This is a genomic window from Carnobacterium sp. FSL W8-0810 (genome assembly GCF_038007125.1).
In the GTDB taxonomy this organism is placed as follows: domain Bacteria; phylum Bacillota; class Bacilli; order Lactobacillales; family Carnobacteriaceae; genus Carnobacterium_B; species Carnobacterium_B inhibens.
The window spans coordinates 837,067-856,967 of the sequence record NZ_JBBOWO010000001.1; the positions used below are offsets into that span (position 1 = coordinate 837,067).

The 19,901-nt window shown below is 36.2% G+C and carries 20 protein-coding genes; 16 read left to right on the top strand and 4 right to left on the bottom strand.

What is annotated here, in order from left to right; genetic code table 11:
- Positions 1-90 precede the first annotated feature (90 nt).
- The 7 genes from NST49_RS04110 to NST49_RS12675 all read left to right on the top strand — a co-directional run bounded on the left by NST49_RS04110 (position 91) and on the right by NST49_RS12675 (position 6,398).
- The gene (locus tag NST49_RS04110; protein ID WP_034537738.1) at positions 91-813 is read left to right on the top strand and encodes an EAL domain-containing protein; all 723 of its coding nucleotides are present in this window, start codon (positions 91-93) and stop codon (positions 811-813) included.
- Between the two features lie 62 nt (positions 814-875).
- On the top strand, positions 876-1,973 hold the full coding sequence (locus tag NST49_RS04115; protein WP_341047204.1) for a diguanylate cyclase: 1,098 nt from the start codon (positions 876-878) through the stop codon (positions 1,971-1,973).
- Positions 1,974-2,416: 443 nt separating this feature from the next.
- Positions 2,417-2,686, top strand: coding sequence for a GNAT family N-acetyltransferase (locus NST49_RS12670; protein ID WP_445662728.1), 270 nt, complete (start codon positions 2,417-2,419; stop codon positions 2,684-2,686).
- Positions 2,655-2,843 (top strand): GNAT family N-acetyltransferase, encoded by a 189-nt coding sequence (locus tag NST49_RS04120; RefSeq protein ID WP_341047206.1) that lies wholly within the window; start codon positions 2,655-2,657, stop codon positions 2,841-2,843. The genes NST49_RS12670 and NST49_RS04120 overlap by 32 nt, the downstream gene beginning before the upstream one ends.
- A 526-nt stretch (positions 2,844-3,369) precedes the next feature.
- On the top strand, positions 3,370-4,620 hold the full coding sequence (gene codB / locus NST49_RS04125; RefSeq protein ID WP_341047207.1) for a cytosine permease: 1,251 nt from the start codon (positions 3,370-3,372) through the stop codon (positions 4,618-4,620).
- A gap of 16 nt (positions 4,621-4,636) precedes the next feature.
- The gene (locus NST49_RS04130) at positions 4,637-5,908 is read left to right on the top strand and encodes a cytosine deaminase (protein WP_202882000.1); all 1,272 of its coding nucleotides are present in this window, start codon (positions 4,637-4,639) and stop codon (positions 5,906-5,908) included.
- A gap of 397 nt (positions 5,909-6,305) precedes the next feature.
- Positions 6,306-6,398, top strand: a complete 93-nt coding sequence (locus NST49_RS12675; RefSeq protein WP_169741897.1) for an IS3 family transposase — start codon at positions 6,306-6,308, stop codon at positions 6,396-6,398.
- Positions 6,399-6,652: 254 nt separating this feature from the next.
- Here NST49_RS12675 and NST49_RS04135 read toward each other — a convergent pair whose 3' ends face one another.
- Entirely contained in the window at positions 6,653-7,276 is a 624-nt protein-coding gene (locus tag NST49_RS04135; protein ID WP_187948780.1) for a trimeric intracellular cation channel family protein, read from the bottom strand.
- Between the two features lie 325 nt (positions 7,277-7,601).
- Between NST49_RS04135 and NST49_RS04140 the strand changes: the two genes are divergently transcribed.
- Positions 7,602-8,432: a squalene/phytoene synthase family protein gene (locus tag NST49_RS04140; protein WP_034537734.1), complete on the top strand. Its 831-nt coding sequence runs from the start codon at positions 7,602-7,604 to the stop codon at positions 8,430-8,432.
- 49 nt (positions 8,433-8,481) lie between these two features.
- Here NST49_RS04140 and NST49_RS04145 read toward each other — a convergent pair whose 3' ends face one another.
- The 3 genes from NST49_RS04145 to NST49_RS04155 all read right to left on the bottom strand — a co-directional run bounded on the left by NST49_RS04145 (position 8,482) and on the right by NST49_RS04155 (position 10,122).
- Positions 8,482-9,084, bottom strand: a complete 603-nt coding sequence (locus tag NST49_RS04145; protein ID WP_051932704.1) for a hypothetical protein — start codon at positions 9,082-9,084, stop codon at positions 8,482-8,484.
- Positions 9,085-9,262: 178 nt separating this feature from the next.
- A complete protein-coding gene (locus tag NST49_RS04150; protein WP_187948781.1) occupies positions 9,263-9,805 on the bottom strand; it encodes a DUF2812 domain-containing protein in 543 nt (180 codons plus the stop codon).
- 2 nt (positions 9,806-9,807) lie between these two features.
- The gene (locus NST49_RS04155) at positions 9,808-10,122 is read right to left on the bottom strand and encodes a PadR family transcriptional regulator (RefSeq protein WP_007725073.1); all 315 of its coding nucleotides are present in this window, start codon (positions 10,120-10,122) and stop codon (positions 9,808-9,810) included.
- A 279-nt stretch (positions 10,123-10,401) separates the two neighbouring features.
- Between NST49_RS04155 and NST49_RS04160 the strand changes: the two genes are divergently transcribed.
- The 8 genes from NST49_RS04160 to NST49_RS04195 all read left to right on the top strand — a co-directional run bounded on the left by NST49_RS04160 (position 10,402) and on the right by NST49_RS04195 (position 19,864).
- Positions 10,402-11,076, top strand: a complete 675-nt coding sequence (locus NST49_RS04160) for a response regulator transcription factor (protein WP_187948782.1) — start codon at positions 10,402-10,404, stop codon at positions 11,074-11,076.
- Positions 11,073-12,317 (top strand): sensor histidine kinase, encoded by a 1,245-nt coding sequence (locus NST49_RS04165; RefSeq protein WP_341047214.1) that lies wholly within the window; start codon positions 11,073-11,075, stop codon positions 12,315-12,317. The genes NST49_RS04160 and NST49_RS04165 overlap by 4 nt, the downstream gene beginning before the upstream one ends.
- A 277-nt stretch (positions 12,318-12,594) precedes the next feature.
- Complete coding sequence (locus NST49_RS04170) at positions 12,595-13,974, top strand: glycoside hydrolase family 1 protein (RefSeq protein ID WP_341047216.1); 1,380 nt, start codon at positions 12,595-12,597, stop codon at positions 13,972-13,974.
- Between the two features lie 346 nt (positions 13,975-14,320).
- On the top strand, positions 14,321-15,070 hold the full coding sequence (locus NST49_RS04175) for a polyphosphate polymerase domain-containing protein (protein WP_034537727.1): 750 nt from the start codon (positions 14,321-14,323) through the stop codon (positions 15,068-15,070).
- Between the two features lie 5 nt (positions 15,071-15,075).
- Positions 15,076-15,750 (top strand): DUF4956 domain-containing protein, encoded by a 675-nt coding sequence (locus tag NST49_RS04180; protein WP_420867478.1) that lies wholly within the window; start codon positions 15,076-15,078, stop codon positions 15,748-15,750.
- Positions 15,750-17,657, top strand: a complete 1,908-nt coding sequence (locus NST49_RS04185; protein ID WP_341047221.1) for a carbohydrate-binding domain-containing protein — start codon at positions 15,750-15,752, stop codon at positions 17,655-17,657. Before NST49_RS04180 ends, NST49_RS04185 begins: the two co-directional genes overlap by 1 nt.
- A gap of 370 nt (positions 17,658-18,027) precedes the next feature.
- Positions 18,028-18,693: a deoxynucleoside kinase gene (locus tag NST49_RS04190; protein ID WP_034537723.1), complete on the top strand. Its 666-nt coding sequence runs from the start codon at positions 18,028-18,030 to the stop codon at positions 18,691-18,693.
- The gene (locus NST49_RS04195) at positions 18,686-19,864 is read left to right on the top strand and encodes a NupC/NupG family nucleoside CNT transporter (protein ID WP_023179302.1); all 1,179 of its coding nucleotides are present in this window, start codon (positions 18,686-18,688) and stop codon (positions 19,862-19,864) included. Before NST49_RS04190 ends, NST49_RS04195 begins: the two co-directional genes overlap by 8 nt.
- Positions 19,865-19,901: the final 37 nt, after the last annotated feature.

Below are 19,901 nucleotides of genomic sequence, written 5' to 3' on the forward strand. Positions count from 1 at the left end.
TTATTTTAAATAGTCACATGAAAAACGTAGTGCCATCTTATTTTCTTACGTAAATGACCGATTGAAGTAGTAGTAAGGGGAGGTCTTTAAATGGATGAATTTCAACTTCACTTCCAGCCTAAATTCGATGTACGAAACAATCGAATTGTTGGATATGAAATTTTATTAAGAAATAAAGAACAAAATCCGTATTATCCAGCAGTGAAAATGGAGAACATTATTCATAATAAAGAAGAGCACAAAAGCTTTTTAGTATGGTTTCAAGAAGAACTGGTGCAATTGTTAAAGTCGTTTCCGACAGTCCAGTTTTCTATTAATTTTGCACCAAAACAATTATTTTACCCGGAGACACATATTTTTTTCACTAACATGCAGTCCTATGCTAAACAATTGATCATCGAAATAACAGAAGATGCCCCATTATTTGCTGCTTCAATTGAACCTATTGATTCTTTAACGTTTGATAAGAAATTCCACTCTATTTTTGCATCAATCAAGGCAAAAGGTTATTGTATTGCATTGGACGATGTTGGTTCAGGTATGAATTCTTTAGATGAGGTCTTAAAATATGTTCCTTATCTAGATCAGATTAAATTTTCAATTGTAAAATGTGCTAAAAAAGATTTAAATGAAGAAACCTTGCATCTTTTCTTGAATGCGTGGCAACAATTTTCTGAAGACTATCATCTCGTTTTTATCGTGGAAGGTATTGAAGATCAAGTAACAAGTGATGAATTGAAAGAACAAGGAATTTTGATCCAGCAAGGTTACTATTTTGGAAAACCTTCAAAAAATATAAAAAAGTGTTGTTAAGTAATTACTGAATTTCTTTACTTTATTATTCTCTGTGACTGGCTGATGGAAGGAGTTTTTTTATGCTGTCATCTGTTTTCTTGAGTGTTATTGCCAATATTTCGATTCTCTGTACAGCATCTTATATATTTGTTAAATTGATTCCAAAAGAAAAAAAATATACACTTAACCTGCAGAAAAAGTTGATAATGATTGGAATAGCTAGTATGACAAATTTTATTTTAATGCTTTTTTCGGTTAACTTGCCTAAAGAAGCGATAATAGATTTTAGACATATTATTTTAATTTTGTTGGTTTACTATTTTGGACCTACAGTTTCTATTCCAACAGCTTTTTTGATTTCAGTATTGCGTTTATTATTGGGAGTCAATCCTGTTTCGATTCGAATCGCACTTATGTATGTTGTGTTGGGTCTTTTATTGCCGTATATCTGTAGTAAGTTAACGAAACGATTTAATCAATTCGCTGTTTTATCATGGCTTAATGTCGTTTGTGTTTCAGCTATTACTCTGAATTTATTCTTTTTTTATGATGATATTTTACTGAGCAGCCTCATTTGTTTTAGTTTATTTATTCTTTCAAGCATTGTAGTGATTATAGTGACCGCTTTTGTAGAAGACTTGATAAAGAACCTTCATTTGTATTTAGAGATTCAAGAACAAGCACAAATGGATTACTTGACAGGATTGTACAACATGAGAGTATTTAATAAAAAATGGCAAACGATTCAAGCGGATAAATCAATTGCTACGACTGCTTTTATGATGTTGGATATTGATCATTTTAAATGGATCAATGATACTTATGGACATGCGAATGGAAACTTTATCTTGCGACAGTTAGCAGTAATCCTGCAAGTTGGAGCTTCTGACAATGAGCTGATCTATCGTGTTGGCGGAGAAGAATTCTGTATAATTTTAAACAACCTGCCATATGTTGAACAAAAAAAGACTGCTGAAAAAATCAGAGCTAGTGTAGCAAGTAAAGAATTCTTATTAGAAAATGGAGCTGGTATTTATATAACTGTATCGATTGGTTTGGCTGCCTCTACTCAAAAAAAAGATATGAAGAAACTCTTTCGACTAGCCGATCGTTGTTTATACATGGCTAAAGATCAAGGGAGAAACAAAGTAATTGGAGCAACAATGGAAAATGAGTAGATTATAAGTAAATTTATTTCCATCCACAGAAAGAATAACTTATTGGAAAATAATATTGTTTTCTGATTGGCTATTTTCAAAAAAACTAAGAGCCCATTTCTATATTATCCAGAGAGAATTGCTTATATATAGCAGTTCTCTTTTTTTTTACATTTGTAAGCAAACTATTTCAATTCACTGCAGCCGCAAGCATAAATCATGAGTCTAAAGCTTTATTTTTCTAATGAGAATAGTGAAGAGTATAAATATATCAGGTATTATGTGTATAAAGAAAAATTATGCTGGGGGAGAATGATTATATGAAAAACATAGGGACACAACAAATAGAAACAGATCGTTTAGTCTTGAAAAGGATTACGATAGAAAATGCGGAAGATATGTATCATAACTGAGCAAGTGATGAGGAAGTAACAAAATATTTAACATGGAAGCCGCATAAAAGAATCGAAGATACAAAAAACGCCATCTCAAGTTGGGAAAAAGAATTGGAACAAGAGGATTGCTATCGTTGGTGTAGAGAATTAAAAGACAACCAACAAGTAATAGGAACTATCGATGTCGTCGATATAAATAGTGACATTGAATGTGCAGTGTTTGGATATTGCATGTCTAAGAACTATTGGAATCAAGGAATTATGACTGAAGCATTTACTGCTGTAAAAAACTTTTTGTTTGAGCGTGTTGGATTTAATAGAAGCCAGTCACCATACTGAAAATTCAGGTTCTGGAAAAGTTATGAAAAAGGTTGGAATGAGTTTAGAGGGAATTAAAAGAGAAGGAGCAAAAGATAACGAGGGAAACCTTTGTGATATAGCAACTTACTCTATCTTTAAAGCAGACTGGGAAAAAGAAAAGTTGTATAATTTTTAATGTTGATAGAATAGTTAACTAGCTTAGTTGAAATTTTCGGAGGAATAGGAGGTGCTTGTAGACATGTCAAGTAAAGGGTTCTATGCGAAAGGGACGAAAAGCATTTAGTCCCAAATCTTCTAACGTATCAATTATCATCTTCGTTTATTCAAGGAAGAGGGGCACACATTTCTCGCTCTATCTTTTTGTTAAAAGTCTTTTCCCTACATTGTTCCTGTAGGGAACGGTTGTCGTATCTGCTCTTTTGTCTTAATTGTATACAGTTCATTACATTTAGACATTTTAGTGGGAAATTTTCTAGTTGACAGAGAAATTATTTTCTGGAATAATAAACTTAATTAAATACAGGTACCTTTAAACCAGTCCAGAGAGACTGACAAGGAAGCGGATAAAATCTAAGAGAAATGTGTGCAGGTGTATATGTATACACTTTTCTCTTAGATTAAAGAAAGAGGCTGAATGTCAGGAAAACTGATATTCAGCCTCTTTTTGTGCTTTTGGTACCCATAGAAATGGGAGGAACAACATGAAGAAAATCGATACAGAGTTTTCATTACAAACGGTACCGCAAACGAGCCGTAATTCTTTTGCAAAAACAATGGCTGTAATGCTGGGTTTTACCTTTTTTTCAGCCAGTATGCTAGCAGGAGGGCAATTGGGATTAAATTTGTCTTTCTCTCAATTTTTGCTCGTCATTCTGTTGGGAAACTTGGCACTTTGTCTTTATACCGGAACATTGGCGCACATTGCAGCTAAAATGGGATTGTCTACCCACTTGCTGGCAAAGTACTCGTTTGGTGAGAAAGGTTCGTACTTACCATCCTTCTTATTGGGCTTTACGCAAGTAGGATGGTTTGGAGTCGGTGTGGCGATGTTTGCTGTTCCGATTGCAAAAGAAATGGGCTGGAATAGTTACTTGTTGATTTTTATCTTCGGGATGGTTATCACTCTGGCTTCTCTTTATGGGATGAAGTCGCTGGTGATTCTAAGCTTTATAGCGGTTCCTTTGATTGCGATTTTAGGAAGCTACTCTTCCATAGAAGCAATAGAAACCATGGGCGGACTGAGAGCGTTATTCGACTATGAACCAAAAACGAGTTTAACAATATCGGCTGCTTTGACTATCTGTATCGGATCCTTTATCAGTGGCGGAACGTTGACAGCTGACTTTGCACGTTTTGCAAAAACTTCGCGGTCAGCTGTTGCAGCTACCTCAACAGCTTTCTTCTTGGGTAACTCACTGATGTTCCTATTTGGAGCTGTGGGGGCAATGGTTTATGGGCTTTCAGATATCTCAGAAGTCCTATTCTTGCAAGGGCTGACAATACCGGCAATTTTGGTACTGGCTTTGAATATCTGGACAACCAATGATAATGCACTTTACGCTTCTGGTTTAGGATTTGCTAATATTACGAAAATCTCTAAAAAATTCTGGGTTTTTGTGAATGGAATTATTGGAACTGTATTAGCTATGTGGATGTACACTAATTTTGTCGGCTTTTTGAACTTGCTGAGCGCGGCTATTCCTTCTATTGGAGCAATCATTATTGCAGATTACTTTTTTGTGAAACACCGCAACTATACCAGATTTGAAGAAGCGACTTTTGTACCAATCAACTGGATAGCTCTTCTAGCTTGGGCTATCGGTGTAGCTTTAGCCCAATTCGCACCGGGAATCACACCACTCAACGCATTAGTGGGAACAGCTGTGGTTTATACAGGACTGATGAAACTACCGGTAACTAAGGCAGCATTAAGGTTTGAAAAAAATAATTAATGAAAGTGTGGAGTATATGATTATTCAAAATGCAGCTCTAAAAGGAAAAAAAGGACTTTGGCAAATCACGATAGAAGACGGAATGTTTACCCGTATTGAACCGCAACTAGAGGTTGTAGAAAAAATAAATGATGTTTTGAATGTCAACGGTTCACTGGTGCTTCCGCCGTTTATTGAACCACATATTCATTTAGATACAACTTTGACAGCAGGCGAACCGGAATGGAATCAAAGCGGAACATTATTCGAAGGCATCCAGCGTTGGTCTGAACGCAAGGCTTTTCTAACACATGAAGATGTTAAAACACGTGCAAAAAAAGCCCTGCAATGGCAGATTGCTCAAGGAATCCAGTACGTACGTACACATGTGGATGTTACGGATCCCAATTTGACGGCCTTAAAAGCTATGCTGGAAGTGAAAGAAGAAATGGCACCCTATGTCGACATCCAACTCGTTGCATTCCCGCAAGAAGGCATCTTATCTTATCCAAATGGAAAAGAACTGATGGAAGAAGCCTTGAAAATGGGAGCTGATGTAGTGGGCGGCATTCCGCACTATGAATTCACTAGAGAATATGGCGTAGAATCGCTTAAAATTGCTTTTGATCTGGCTGAAAAATATGATCGTCTAGTTGATATCCATTGCGATGAGATTGATGACGAACAGTCACGTTTTGTGGAAGTTGTTGCAAAAGAAGCTTACGAAAGAGGAATGGGCTCACGTACAACTGCCAGCCATACAACAGCAATGGGATCATACAACAACGCGTATACCTCTAAATTATTCCGCCTATTGAAACTATCTGATATTCGTTTTGTTTCTAATCCGTTGGTCAACATGCACCTACAAGGGCGATTTGATACGTATCCGAAACGACGAGGCTTGACACGTGTTAAAGAATTGTTGGAAGCCGATTTAACGGTTTGTTTCGGTCATGACGACATTTATGACCCGTGGTACCCGTTGGGAACAGGAAATATGCTGCAAGTTCTGTTGATGGGGCTGCATGCGACACAGTTGACAGGCTATGAAGAGATCATGAATGCCATGGATCTGATCACGATTAACAGTGCAAAAACGCTGCACATTGAAGAACGTTACGGCATTGAAGAAGGAAAGCCAGCTGACTTTATCGTTCTTCCGGCTGAGAATGAATATGAAGCCATCCGCAGACAAGTACCGGTCCGCTACTCTTACAGAAGTGGAAAAAAAATTGTAGAAACCAAATTAAGCAAAACTTGGACATTGGTAGACGGATTCGAGGAACCTGTGCAATTTAATCGCTGAAGTAAGGACGAAAAATAAAAAAAACTTCAAAAAAAGACAGTCATAGGATAAAAATTAAAAAGTCCGTCCAGATAGTGACCTCTAAAAGTTAGAAAAAACTAACTTTTAGGGGTTATTTTTATGTCAAAATACAGCTGTATATTAAAATGCAAATTGTTCGATTTTATGTAGCAGGTGATGGAAAATATCGGTTTTTAACTAAAAAATGTGATATGAAAGCTTGTTCTCAAGTACAAGGATGGGATTATCAAATGAAAGTAGATACCCGCAAACTTGAAAAACAAGGCATTTTTCAAAGCATGTCTCGCAAGGGAAACTGTTTGGATAGTTCCCCTATGGAAAAAAATTAGTATTTTAAAACAAGAAAACTATTATGAAACTGTTTATCGGAGTTTTAATGAGGCGAAAACAGTATATCGGCTATTACAATACTAAACGAATGAAAGGAAAGTTGAACTGGGTGAGTCCAAGTCAATATAGAGAATTATAAATAAATATCTTTGCAGACACGTCTGCCTTAAGGTCTTAAATAACAGTGAGAGATTTGAAAATACAAAAAATGGAGTAGAATGAACTACTCCGAAAAAAGCTTGATTTTTTTAGGGTCAATATATTTTTTTGAAAGAAAGTTTTTGTCAATAAAAAACTAATAATACTGTATAAACTCTAAGAATTTACAGTTAAACATCATTACCAAAGGTTTATTAGTTTCGCATACTCTTTATAAAATGTTTTTAAACAGAACTATTCTCTTTCTTTTTTTAAATTGAAATAGTGGGGAAGGTTCCAATTAAAGTAAGCTGATAAGATTCTTAAAACGACAATTGAAATAAATAAAATAATAACGACATACGGACCTCTTATCCAATCCAAACCAATAATTAAACCAGCAATGGCAGCCCATAAAGCGTAAACTTCTGAATAGAAAATCATCGGTTTACGTCCAGCAAATAGATCTCGTAATATTCCACCACCAGTACCAGTCATAATAGCAGCAAGAACGACTGCAATTATGGGAACTTCCATAGATACGGCATAATTGGCGCCTTGAATAGCAAATGCGGCTAGACCAATTGCATCAAAAAACACGATGCTTTTTTTCCAAAGGCCTCCCCAGATACTCGGTAGAATCAAAACTATCGTAATAGTTAAGAATGCAAACTTAAATAAAGTACTTTGCATCCAAATATTTTGAACTGGAATCCCAATGACCAAATTTCGGATAAGCCCTCCACCGAAAGCCGTTGTAAAACCTAAAATATAAACTCCTAATATGTCATATTTTGCTTCTAAGGCAATAAAAGCCCCACTTATAGCAAAGGCTATTGTACCTATAATATTGAGAACTTCCCATGTCACATCTGTCATTTCGAAGTCTCCTATTCTATGATGTATACTTATTCCTTATTTTAGTACGAAAGAATTATAAAGTAAAATAACACTCTTTAATACAGAGAACTTCTTCATACGTAGATTAAAAAAATTCCTTAGAAAACCAATTTATTTAACTGAATGTTAACAATAAATAAAGTGTTATTGTAGCATTACATTCAGATAAATCCAAAAATTTTATGGATAACACATAAAAACATAAAAAATTCTAATTTCTTTCTTAATTTGTTCCGTAGCATTATGAATCTTTTTGATATATTCTGTATAATAGAGATAATTTAGTTTAAAGGACGGCGAAATAATGAACAAAGAGAAATACCCTAAAGATGCCATGCGAGTTTTAAAAGAAACTAGCCGAACATTTTATATTCCTATTACTTTTTTGAAAGCAGATTTAAAATATTCAGTTGCATCTGCTTACTTAGTTTTACGAGCAATAGATGAGATTGAAGACCATGAGAGTATTCAAAATACGACCAAATTTGATCTTTTAATGCAATTAAGCGAGCTCTTCAAACGACCATTTACACAAGAGGAGTATTGCGACATTATCGCTCCTGTAAAAGAGCAATTACCTGAAGTGTCTATTCGCTTAGTCGATTGGATTCAAGCATGTCCAGAAGGTTCGCGTTCATTAATGATGGAAACAGCTAGTGAAATGGCATTTGGTATGGCAAAATGGGCAAAAGAAAATTGGCAAGTACATACAAAAGAAGATTTAGACGACTATACTTACTATGTTGCAGGTTGTGTTGGTGTTTACCTTTCTAAATTGTGGAACTGGTCTTATGGCCAAGAAACAAATGAAGAACTTGCGATTGAGTTTGGTCGTGGGCTTCAAATTGTTAACATTTTGCGTAACCAAAAAGAAGATAAAGAAGAACGTGGTGTCAGCTTTGTTCCAGATGATTGGTCAAGAGATCAATTGTTTGCATATGCAGATGAGAATTTAGCACAAGCGGATGCTTATATTGAGACACTTAATGAAAAAAGTACGATTCTGTTTTGTCGCTTGCCGCTTGCTTTTGCGCATAAAAGTTTAGCAGCTATGAAAAAAGGGGAGAAAAAAATGTCCCGAGCAGAAGTAGAGCAGACCGTTAAAGAAGTTCAAAAAGAAGTAGATGAAAAATAAAGTATAAAGAAGGCATTCTCGTTTGAGAGTGCCTTCTTTATACAATAGATTAATACTTCTTTTTAGGGTGACGATCAACGACTTCTGGATAGTTAGCAAGGATCTCTGTTCCAGCTGGGGTGATTTTATAGCCTCTGATAGTGAAACAAGGACTGATTTGGTCTTCTGTCAACTCTGCTTGAGCCAGTTCCATAAGTCCTTCTTTATTCAACTTGGAATACCCTTTGAGTCCAAATTGTTTCAAGACGGCTTTTAGTTGTGCAGCGTTTAAGTAGGGCAAAGAATCCATCGCCGACAACTGATTTGCGTACCCTTTTTCAATTACTTCTTTAAGAGCTTGTTCTGCATTGATGCCATAATCATATTCAAAATATTTAGGGTATCCGCTGCTAGTTGTAAACGTGCCGAACTGAATACGCCATAACAAAATAAGATGACCAGGAAGGATGTCTTCTTTAAAACGCATCATGTTTCGTTTAGGGACTAAGCTTTCGGAACTGATACTCACCAAATCTAACCACTCTTTCAAGTTGCGTTTCGGTGAAATATAAGGAACTTCCTGGTGATTTTTATAGAGGGTAAAAATTTCTTTTACATCTGGATCGGTTAAATCAAGATGGCTGTTTTGTTTATCGCTATTATTTGTGTTCATGTAAAGCACCTCATTTCATTAGCCTATTTTAAATACTCTTATATTCTATCATCAAGAGATAGGGGATGGTTGATATTTAATTTGAATTATGTGTTGCAATCAATTGGTTACGACCTGAAATACATTCTATTTGCTCGTAAGGGATACCGTATTCTTCAAAAACGATCAAATAAAGATCTTAATTCTGCTCTAGTTGTTTGATTTTTTTAGTTAGATTAATGAAAAGCTTTACGTAGAGAATTACAATAACAAAGAAAAAAAGAGCTGTTATAACACCACTAATAAGGGACCTGGAGACAAATAAATTTAAGATTGTAAAAAAAAGCAACAAAAGTGACATAGCTGTTCCAAATCGAGTCCAGTGCGTTCTTACTTTTTTCAATAAATCAACCATCGAATCCTTGTCCGTAAAAATTTCAAGATCTTGAGATTCATTCGTGCTAAGTTTTCTAAAATAGATCCAACTGCCTTGAAATATAGGATAAGAGTAAACCACTTCCCAACCTGCATCTTCAAAAATAGCTAGATACTCATCTAGATCTTCTAGTGTTTCTTTGTAGTCGATCCGATAAACATAATTCGCTGGAGGAGTTTGTTCAAAATGATACCTTAAGTTCTTGTAACACTTAAAATGCCAACCTTTTAAATCCATATCATGCAAAAACTCTTGCTCTTTTTCTAATTGATCTACTGTAATAAACTTAAAGACTTTTTTCTCCATAATTATATCCCTCCCTTAGAATTCATATAAAGTTCTTTGATTCGAGCTTTCTCAATCTCTAAAATTTCTTTTCCTAATCGTGTGATTTGATAGATCTTTCGATTGTTCTCTTCTTTTACTGGTTCGATCAAACCATCTTTTTTCATCTTTGATAACGTTCCGTAAATGGTTCCTGGACCTAGTGAAATTCGCTTTTTAGTCAGTTGTTCAACATGATCAATAATCGCATATCCGTGTCTAGGTGTAGCTAAAGATAAAAGAATATAGAATGCTGTTTCAGTCATTGGAAAATAAGACTTCTTTAATTTAGTATCCATTACTATATCACACCTCGATGTATTTGTTAGTTAAACTATATCACGGTGTGATATAGTTAGCAAGAAAAAAGCATCGTACCGCGATATAGTTGTCGTGGCAAAATCGTTAAAACAATAAAACAGATTAAAGCTTATCTACACCCTTTTTGGTATGTATGAACGTAAATAAAAGAACAGATACAGAGTGATGCTAAGAAAAGTTACTGAAAATAAATGTTCTTGCGCATCTTAGCGGAGTAGAATATGCTAATCAAAAGAAGGTTTGAGGAGGTCTGGATAATGAGGTTGTTGATAGCAGAGGATGAAGAAGAATTAGCTCGTGCCATTCAAGTGATTTTGGAAAGTGAAGGCTACACTGTCGATAGCGTTCATGATGGAAAAGATGCATATGAGTATGCTGTTTTAGCTGAATATGATGGGGTTATTCTTGATATCATGATGCCGAAACTTTCTGGAATGGAAGTTTTAGAAAAATTACGAAGTGAAGGTAATCAGACCCCGATCTTGCTCTTGACCGCAAAGTCCGCTGTCGAGAATCGAATCGATGGGCTGGATCTAGGAGCAGATGATTATTTAACCAAACCATTTGCGATGGGAGAATTGCTAGCGCGTATACGGGCTATGACACGCCGGAAAACGGTCTTACAAGCGAATAATTTAACATTTGAAGATTTAGAATTGAACAAAGATATTATGCGTATCAGCAATGGTCAAGACGAGATAAAGTTATCAAATAAAGAATGTCAAATCTTGCAATTATTAATGGAAAATCCAAAACAAATTTTTTCAGCCGACCAAATGATCGAACGTATCTGGGGTTGGGATGCGGATATCGAAATGAACAGTATATGGGTGCATTTAAGTAATTTGCGAAAAAAATTAGCAGAACTGGATGTTCACGTGAAAATTGTTGCCACTCGTGGTGTGGGTTATTCGCTGGAGGTTATTGAATGATAGAGAAGCTGAGGAAAAAATTTATTCTTGTTACAATGGCCGTAGTTTTTCTAGTGATGTTCGTTGTCTTAGTAGCACTGAATGTCACAAATTACTTTCATGCAGCAGAACGAGCAGATGAGATCTTGAACATCTTGGCTGAAAACGGTGGGGAATTCCCGGATGAGGAACTTTCAGGAAAAGGATCTGAGCCCGGGAGTATTCCGCCAAATCAGGCGGTTTCAGCAGAGACTCCTTTTGAGACCCGCTATTTTACTGTAATCACTAATTCAAATCGACAAATCATTCAAATTGATACAACAAGAATTCGGTCGGTTGATTCTGAAGCTGGCCAGATATACGCGGAAGAAGCTTTAACTTCTAACAAAACAAAAGGATATCTAGATGATTTACGTTATAAAGTTGTAGAGAAAGAGGATGGAACCTTTTTGTTGCTCTTCGTTGATAGTCAACGAGAATTACAGACCATGCGAACATTCTTGCAAAACTCATTATCGATTGGATTAATTAGTTTAGCTTTTATTTTTTTGCTGGTTTTCTATTTTTCAAAAAAAATTGTTAAACCTGTCCAAGAAAGTATTGATCGTCAAAAGCAATTTATTACCGATATGGGTCATGAAATTAAAACGCCTCTGGCTATTATTTCAGCTAATAATGACGTTCAGCAAATGCTTAACGGAGATACTGAATGGATCAAAAGTACAGGAAAACAAATTCGCCGTTTAAATGGTTTAATGGAAAGCATGCTTCAGTTAACACAGATGGAAGAAGAAACCTATCAACCTAAAATTGAATCCGTTAATTTCTCGCAAGTTTTACGTGAGGCATGCGAACCATACATTTTGATTGGCGAACAAAAAAATGTCACTGTTTCCTTAGACATCCAGCCAAATATCATTATCCAAGCAGAAATGGAGGCAATCAACAAGTTGTGTTCACTTTTAATGGATAATGCGAATAAATATGTTCGAGAACCGGGAACCATTCAAGTTCGTTTAGATAGTCATCAACATAAAATCAGATTGATTGTTTCCAATACTGTTAGTGAAATGCCACAAAATTTTGATCGGCTATTTGATCGTTTTTACCGGGAAGACCAAGCAAGAAGGCACACTGCTGGTGGATATGGCATTGGATTGTCATTGGCCGCTGCTATAGTTGAAAGCTACCATGGACAAATCAAAGCTAGCCCGTTGAATGAAGAAACCATTGCTTTTGAAGTTGTAATGCCATTAAAATAAAAAATTTGGGCAAGTCACTGATATAAATCAGAAGACTTGTCTTTTCTTTGTCCAGTTTAGGTATCTTTATTTCGTCATTTTCGATAAAAAAGTGCCGTTCATAGTATGACCAGACAGACCAAATAATCGCTTCTATCTTTTAGAAAATACTTTGCAAATGAAAGGCTTTACATGATTCGTGTTGTAATATATTCTAGTCTTTACATAAAAATAAAACTTTGCTAGAGTATGAGTATAAACCGATTACATTTTAAATCTAAAATGAGGAGATTAGACGATGACTAAATTTTTCTGGGGTAACTCAGTATCAAGCATGCAAACTGAGGGAGGATGGGACGAAGGTGGTAAGAGCCCATCTGTTTATGATGTAAGAGAAGCAACAGAACATGCAAGTGATTGGAAATTTGCGAATGATAATTACCATCAGTTTGAACAAGATCTAGATCACATCAAGGACTTAGGCATGAATATGTATCGGTTCCAGATTTCTTGGTCACGAGTGATTGAAAACGGTAACGGTGAAGTGAATGAAGAAGGCATTGCTTATTATGATCGATTCATTGACGGTCTGCTTGAAAGAGGTATCGAACCGATGATCTGTCTGTATCATTTTGATATGCCTTTGTATTTAGCAGAAGAATATAATGGGTTAGTTTCAAAAGAAGTACTGAAAGCCTTCGTCAGATACGGAAAAGAAATGGTCGATCGTTATGCGGATAAAGTGAAGTACTGGATCGTATTCAATGAGCAGAATCTCTATCATGTACCAGAAGCATTTAGAATCAGTGGATATTTACAGGGAGAAAAGACGGCAAACGAATTATATCAAATTTTACACAATGTTATGGTGGCACATGCTGAAATTGCCAATTATCTTCACGAAACAACGGATGCTCAGATTGGTGGAATGCTGGCTTACAGTGAAGTTTATCCAGCTACTTGTAAACCTGAAGATATTCTAGCAGCTAGAAAATGGGATGAATTTGTAAACTATACGTTACTTGACGCTTATACAAAAGGAACGTATTCAAAAGAAATGATGCAATTTGTGAAGAAAAATGAAATTGATATGAACATATTGCCTGGAGAATTAGAAACAATTCAAAATCAGAAGAATGATTTTATAAGTTTTAGTTATTATGCTTCGTCAACCATCAGTGCTGAAAAGATTCCAGCGGGAACCATTCCAAATGAGTATATGGATTACGGTAGATTAGACAATCCACATTTAGATACTACGGAATGGAACTGGCAGATTGATCCACTTGGATTCCGAGATGTGTTAAACAAATTGTACCAGCGCTATCAGTTACCCGTCTTTCCAATTGAAAATGGTATTGGAGTGAAAGAAGAGTGGGATGGAACGAATCTAATAGAAGATGACTATCGCATCGACTATCATAAGAAACATTTATTAGCCATGTATGATGCTATGTACATCGACGGAGTAGAAGTAATGGGCTATCTTGGATGGGGCTTGATCGATATTTTGAGTTCACAAGGAGACATGCGTAAACGTTATGGATTAGTGTATGTGAACCGGGATAACCATGATCTGAAAGACATGAAAAGAGTTCCGAAGAAAAGTTATGAATGGTTCAAAGAAGTCATTAAAACAGATGGGAAGTGTCTGTCTGAAGGAGTTGACAGAACCTGACAGAAGAAGCATCAGAGTCAGGAAAACATGATGTAAGCTGATTTATTATGTCAGCCTGCTTGTCTGTCGATCAGGAATACGAATAAAAGGGAGCTGATACAATAAAAAGTACCAGCTCTAACTTTAATAAAGAATGGCTCAATTTTCTTCAAGAAAATTGGGCCATTCTTCTTTTTATGTCATCGATTCAATATTTTTTAAGATCTTTATCATGAAGAGCAGATGAATTTCTTTAGTTGCCTTAGCGTTGCTTCTGACATACAGATCTGCTTTTAAAATTTTAGACTTAAGGTTCAATTAAGGTTCAAGTTTTATATTGTATCCATCGAGTAAGGAGGTAATAAATATGACTAACTATCAAAGTGTTTTTGAACGAAAGGAAACAAAGTATTTAATTACGTATGATCAATGGAATAAATTGCTTATAGAGCTTAGACCGTATATGGAGCTGGATCAATACGGCAAGCATTTGATTACAAATATTTACTATGATACCCCAAGTTGGTATTTGATACGGCATTCAATGAGTAAACCGCTCTACAAAGAAAAAGTTCGATTGCGTAGTTATGGTATTCCAACTAAAAAAGATTCAGTCTATGTGGAGATCAAGAAAAAATTTGATGGGATTGTCTATAAAAGAAGAACAAAGATGCAATTGAAAAATGCTGAAAGATTTTTAGCTCATCAAAATGAGCTGGAATCGATCAACAATGATCAAAAGGTACATGAATTTGAGTCAATTCTTTCTTTTTATCCAGACTTAAAACCAACCATGTATTTGTCTTATAAAAGACTAGCTTATATTGGGAAATTGGATAACGATGTCCGGATTACATTTGATCAAGAAATTTTATACCGCACGCATGATCTTTCTTTGTCATCTGGATCTTATGGAGAGCCGATTTTACCGGAAAATCACTTATTGATGGAAATAAAAATTTGCGGGGCAATGCCTGTATGGCTTGCTCGTATCTTATCCGAGCAACAAATTTACCCAGCAAAATTTTCGAAATATGCAAATGGGTATAAAGATTATTTGAAAAAACAAGAAGAACCAATAATGGAAGCAAGAGAAAGAGAGGTTTATAGTGCATGAGTGAGTTGTTTAATAGTTTATATATGGAAAGTACATCTGCGTTTTCAATCACGAGTTTTCTACTTTGTACGGTGTCAAGTTTGGTTTTAGGAGGATTTATAGCATGGACCTATATGTATAGAAATCAATTTTCTAAAGGTTTCGTCATGACTCTATTTCTATTACCAGCTATGGTACAAATGGTGATCATGCTGGTCAATGGAAATGTTGGAGCCGGTGTTGCAGTAATGGGGGCATTTAGTTTAGTTCGTTTCCGTTCTGTACCAGGTTCAGCTAAGGAAATCAGCAGCATCTTTCTGGCAATGGCCGTTGGGCTGGCAACCGGAATGGGGTATATTGGATTTGCTGTAGTATTTGCCTTGATTATTTGCGGCGCAATGGTTGGATTAAATCTTTCCAGCTTTGGCGAAATGGGTGAACGGGTTCGGTTGTTAAAAATAACAATTCCAGAAAATCTAGATTATAGCGCTGTTTTTGATGATATCTTCGAACAATACTTGTCCAGTTATCAGATGATAAGAGTAAAGACTACCAATATGGGCAGTCTGTTTCGGATTGAATATACGATCGAATTGAAAGATCAAAATCAGGAAAAACAATTAATCGACGCATTGCGTTGCAGAAATGGAAATTTAGAAATTATCTGTGGACGCTCGTTAGCTGGAAAGGAAGAACTCTAATGAAAAAAAAGACGAAGATCACACCATTTTTATCACTAGCTGTTTTGGTGATGTTAGCCGGATGCCAATCAACCGCTTCTGGCACTAGTCAAAGTGCAGATTCTGCTACAGCAACTGAGTCTGGCACTGTAGAAAGTACAGTAGATTATGATTTAGAATTTAGTTCCGATGATCTTGAAGTCGGATATGACGAGGCTGATTCTACTACTATCCAATTGGCTGACAATCAGAACACAAGCAGCGGAGAAGGAGCAACGGTTGATGGTAATGTTGTTACAATTACAACTGGTGGAACATATTTGATCAGCGGAACTCTTTCAGATGGTCAAATCAAAGTAACGGCCCCGAATACTGAAGAAGTTCATTTGATCTTTGACGGAGTAGATATTACCTCCTCAACAAGTGCTCCTTTATTGATCGAAGAAGCTGATAAAGTCTTTGTGACATTGGCAGAAGGATCAGAAAATACATTGACTGATAAAGCTGGAAGTACAGCAACACTTGATACGGATGCCGATGCGACTAGTATTGATGGAACAATTTTTAGTAAAGCTGATTTGGCATTTAACGGCTCTGGTAGTTTAACGATACATGCGAATACGAATCACGGAATCGTAGCAAAAGATGAATTAATCGTCGTAAGTGGTACGTATAATATTACTGCAGCAGGCCAAGGACTTTCAGGAAAAGATGCAGTGAAAATCAAAGATGGAACGTTTACTCTTGAAACCGGAACAGATAGTATTCAGTCCGATAATGCAGATGAAGAAGGCAAAGGTTTTGTCTATATAGCCGGAGGTAACTTTACTATTGATGCAGAGCAAGACGGTATTCAAGCTGAAACGCTACTTCAAATTGATGGCGGAACATTTGACATTACAGCAGGTGGCGGGAGTGCCAATGCAGTAGCAAAAACACAAGAAGGGATGGATTTCTTTGCTCAAGCAGCAGATGAAGAAGAAAATGCGGATAGCGATGAGATCAGTTCAACCAGTACCAAAGGATTGAAAGCAGCCGGCGAGTTGATTATTAATGATGGCACGATTGCAATTGATGCGGCTGATGATACAGTGCATACTGATGGAAATCTGACACTTGCAGGAGGATCGCTCACATTAATTGCCGGAGACGATGGCTTACATGCTGATAATGATTTGCAATTAAGTGGTTCGAGTGTTGCTATTACAGAAAGTTATGAAGGAATCGAAGGTAAGGCGATTACAATCAGTAATGGAGAAATAAACGTTGTAGCTAGTGATGACGGAGTAAATGTATCTGGTGGGACTTCAACAACAACTGAACAAGCAGCCGGACCGGGTGAATCTGGCAGCTACAGTGAAAATACATTGGTCATTTCTGGTGGTACATTGACAGTGAACAGCAGTGGTGATGGATTAGATTCAAACGGAACGATTGAAATTTCTGGAGGGGTGACGACTGTTAGCGGACCAGAAAATGATGGTAACGGAACAATTGATTCAAATGGAGAGGCTGTGATAACTGGCGGAACGTTAATGGCTGCTGGAAGCTCTGGAATGGCAGTAACTTTTGCAGACAGTTCTAGTCAAGTAAGTGTTTTTTATGGATTTGAAACAACTTATGAAGCGGGTAGCAAAATTGAATTAAGCGATGCAGACGGTACAGTTCTCTTATCATGGACAGCAGATAAAAGTTTCACTTCTGTACAGTTCAGCTCTGCTGATTTAGCAGTAGATGAAACATACACTTTATCCATTAATGATGAAACTTTTGAAGTTCCAATTGAATCAGTATCAACAACAGTAGGCACTACAACAGGACAAATGGGGGGCGGCATGCAACAGCCCGGTGACAAGAACATGCAACCAAATGGGGACATGCAAAAACCCAGTGAAGGAAATACAGATAGTATACCAACCATGCCTTAACCTAGTTAGTTAAGAAGTAAAATAGAATAGACAAGTCAGTAGGAAAATTCCTAAGGCTTGTCTATTTTTTAGTCTATAGGATGTATTGAATGCGCAACCACAATATATGGTGTTTGTTTTTTAGTAATTAGCACATATGGTATAATTTCAGGTTGATATAATTTTCATATCATAGTATTATAGCTAAGGAGCTAATCGATGGTTAAGCAATGAACTACTGCATAAACTATAAATAGTTACATAAAAAGATGCAACAAAAAATTTAAGCAATACGATTTCTAGAAACTACTAAGATAACAACTAGTAATGAGATGGAAAAAGAGTAGCTGAACTATGCTGCTCTTTTTCCATGCAATGAGGAGAGGGGCAGATGGCGATTTTAGTAATTGGTGGAATGATTGGAGCAGGAAAAACAAGTGTAGCTGAACTGTTAGGAAAATCTTTAAACAGTGAGGTATTCTATGAGAATGTAGATGACAATGAAATATTGCCTTTATTTTACACAGCAAGTGAAGAGGAACAGCATTTAAAACGATACCCGTTTTTATTGCAATTAGATTTTTTAAGTAGTCGTTTTAAAAGTATTAAAGAAGCTTTACACAACAAGAATAATGTGTTGGATCGCTCAATTTATGAAGATTGGTATTTTGCCAAAGTAAATACAGAGTTAGGACGTATCTCAGCTTCAGAGTTTAGTATTTATGAAAAATTATTGAACAACATGATGGAAGAATTACAAGAACTGCCTAAAAAATCTCCAGATTTAATGGTTTATTTACAAGGCTCCTTTGAAACGATTCTTTACAGAATCGGTTTGCGAGGCAGAGACTTTGAACAAGATCAAGGATTAATGGACTATTACAAAGCTCTTTGGCAAGGTTATGATAATTGGGTCACTCATCACTATAAAGAATCTGATGTTTTAGTGATCAATATTGATAAAATCGATGTGATCAATAATAGTGAAGACGCGGATTTTGTGGTGAAATTAGTAAAAGAAAAGTTAGTTGAAATGGAGAGTAGAATCAATGAGTAGAGTAATAACAGTTTTAGGCATTATAGTCATGTTAGGGATTTTATTTCTCTTATCAGACAATAAAAAAGCAATTAATAAGCGTACGGTTGGAGTTGCGCTAGCAGCTCAATTAGTGTTGGCTTTGTTCTTAATTAAAGTTCCTGTAGGCAGCTGGATCATTGAACAGTTAGCTGCAGGTGTAACGAAACTATTCAGTTTTGCGAATGAAGGACTATCTTTTGTGTTTGGCGATTTATTTGGAAGAGGATACTTCTTCATTGATGTATTAGGTGTTATTATCTTCCTATCTGCTTTGACAGGGATCCTTGGCTACTTAGGTGTAGTTGGTTGGGTCGTTAAAATCATAGGTGGAGCAGTTGGAAAGTTGTTAGGAACTGAAAAAGCAGAATCTTTTGTTGCTGTAGCAAATATGTTGTTGGGGCAGACAGAAGCGCCTTTCTTAGTTGCAAAATATTTGCCTGATATGACAAAATCAGAGTTGATGACAGTTTTAGTTGCAGGAATGGGATCTATGTCGGCTTCTATCTTAGTGGGATATAATTTATTAGGTATTCCGATGAAATGGTTATTGATTACAACGGCTTTAGTACCGTTTGGATCATTACTGGTAGCTAAAATCTTAACGCCTGAGACAGAAGTTAGTAAAGTAACTGATGTAACTTTAGATCGTAAAGGCTCGAATACCTCTCTTTTTTCTGCCATGGCCGAAGGAATCAACAATGGGCTTCAAATGGTTTTAGGTATCGGTGCGAGTTTGATTGCTGGTATTTCTATTGTGGCATTATTGAATAGTATTTTAGGGTTAGTAGGGACCAGTTTTACAGGGGTTCTAGGCTATATCTTTATGCCAATCGGTTGGTTGATGGGCTTAAGTGGTACGGAGGCAATGTTAGCTGGCCAACTGCTAGGGACCAAATTATCAATCAACGAGTTTGTCGCTTATGCTGACTTTGCTCCAATGATGTCTGAATTGTCCGAAAGAGCAATAGCGATGATATCTGTGGCTGTTGGTAGTTTTGGAGCATTCTCTAGTATTGCGATTTGTGTAACAGGTTTATCAGTTTTTGCACCAACTAGAAAAAATGATTTATCTAAACTAGCTTTAAGAGGGATGTTTGGCGGTTTTATCGTTCCTATTTTATCAGCTATGTTTATCGGATTGTTTTTATAAAAAAATAAGATGACTCCCAAAGTCTAACATTTGGGAG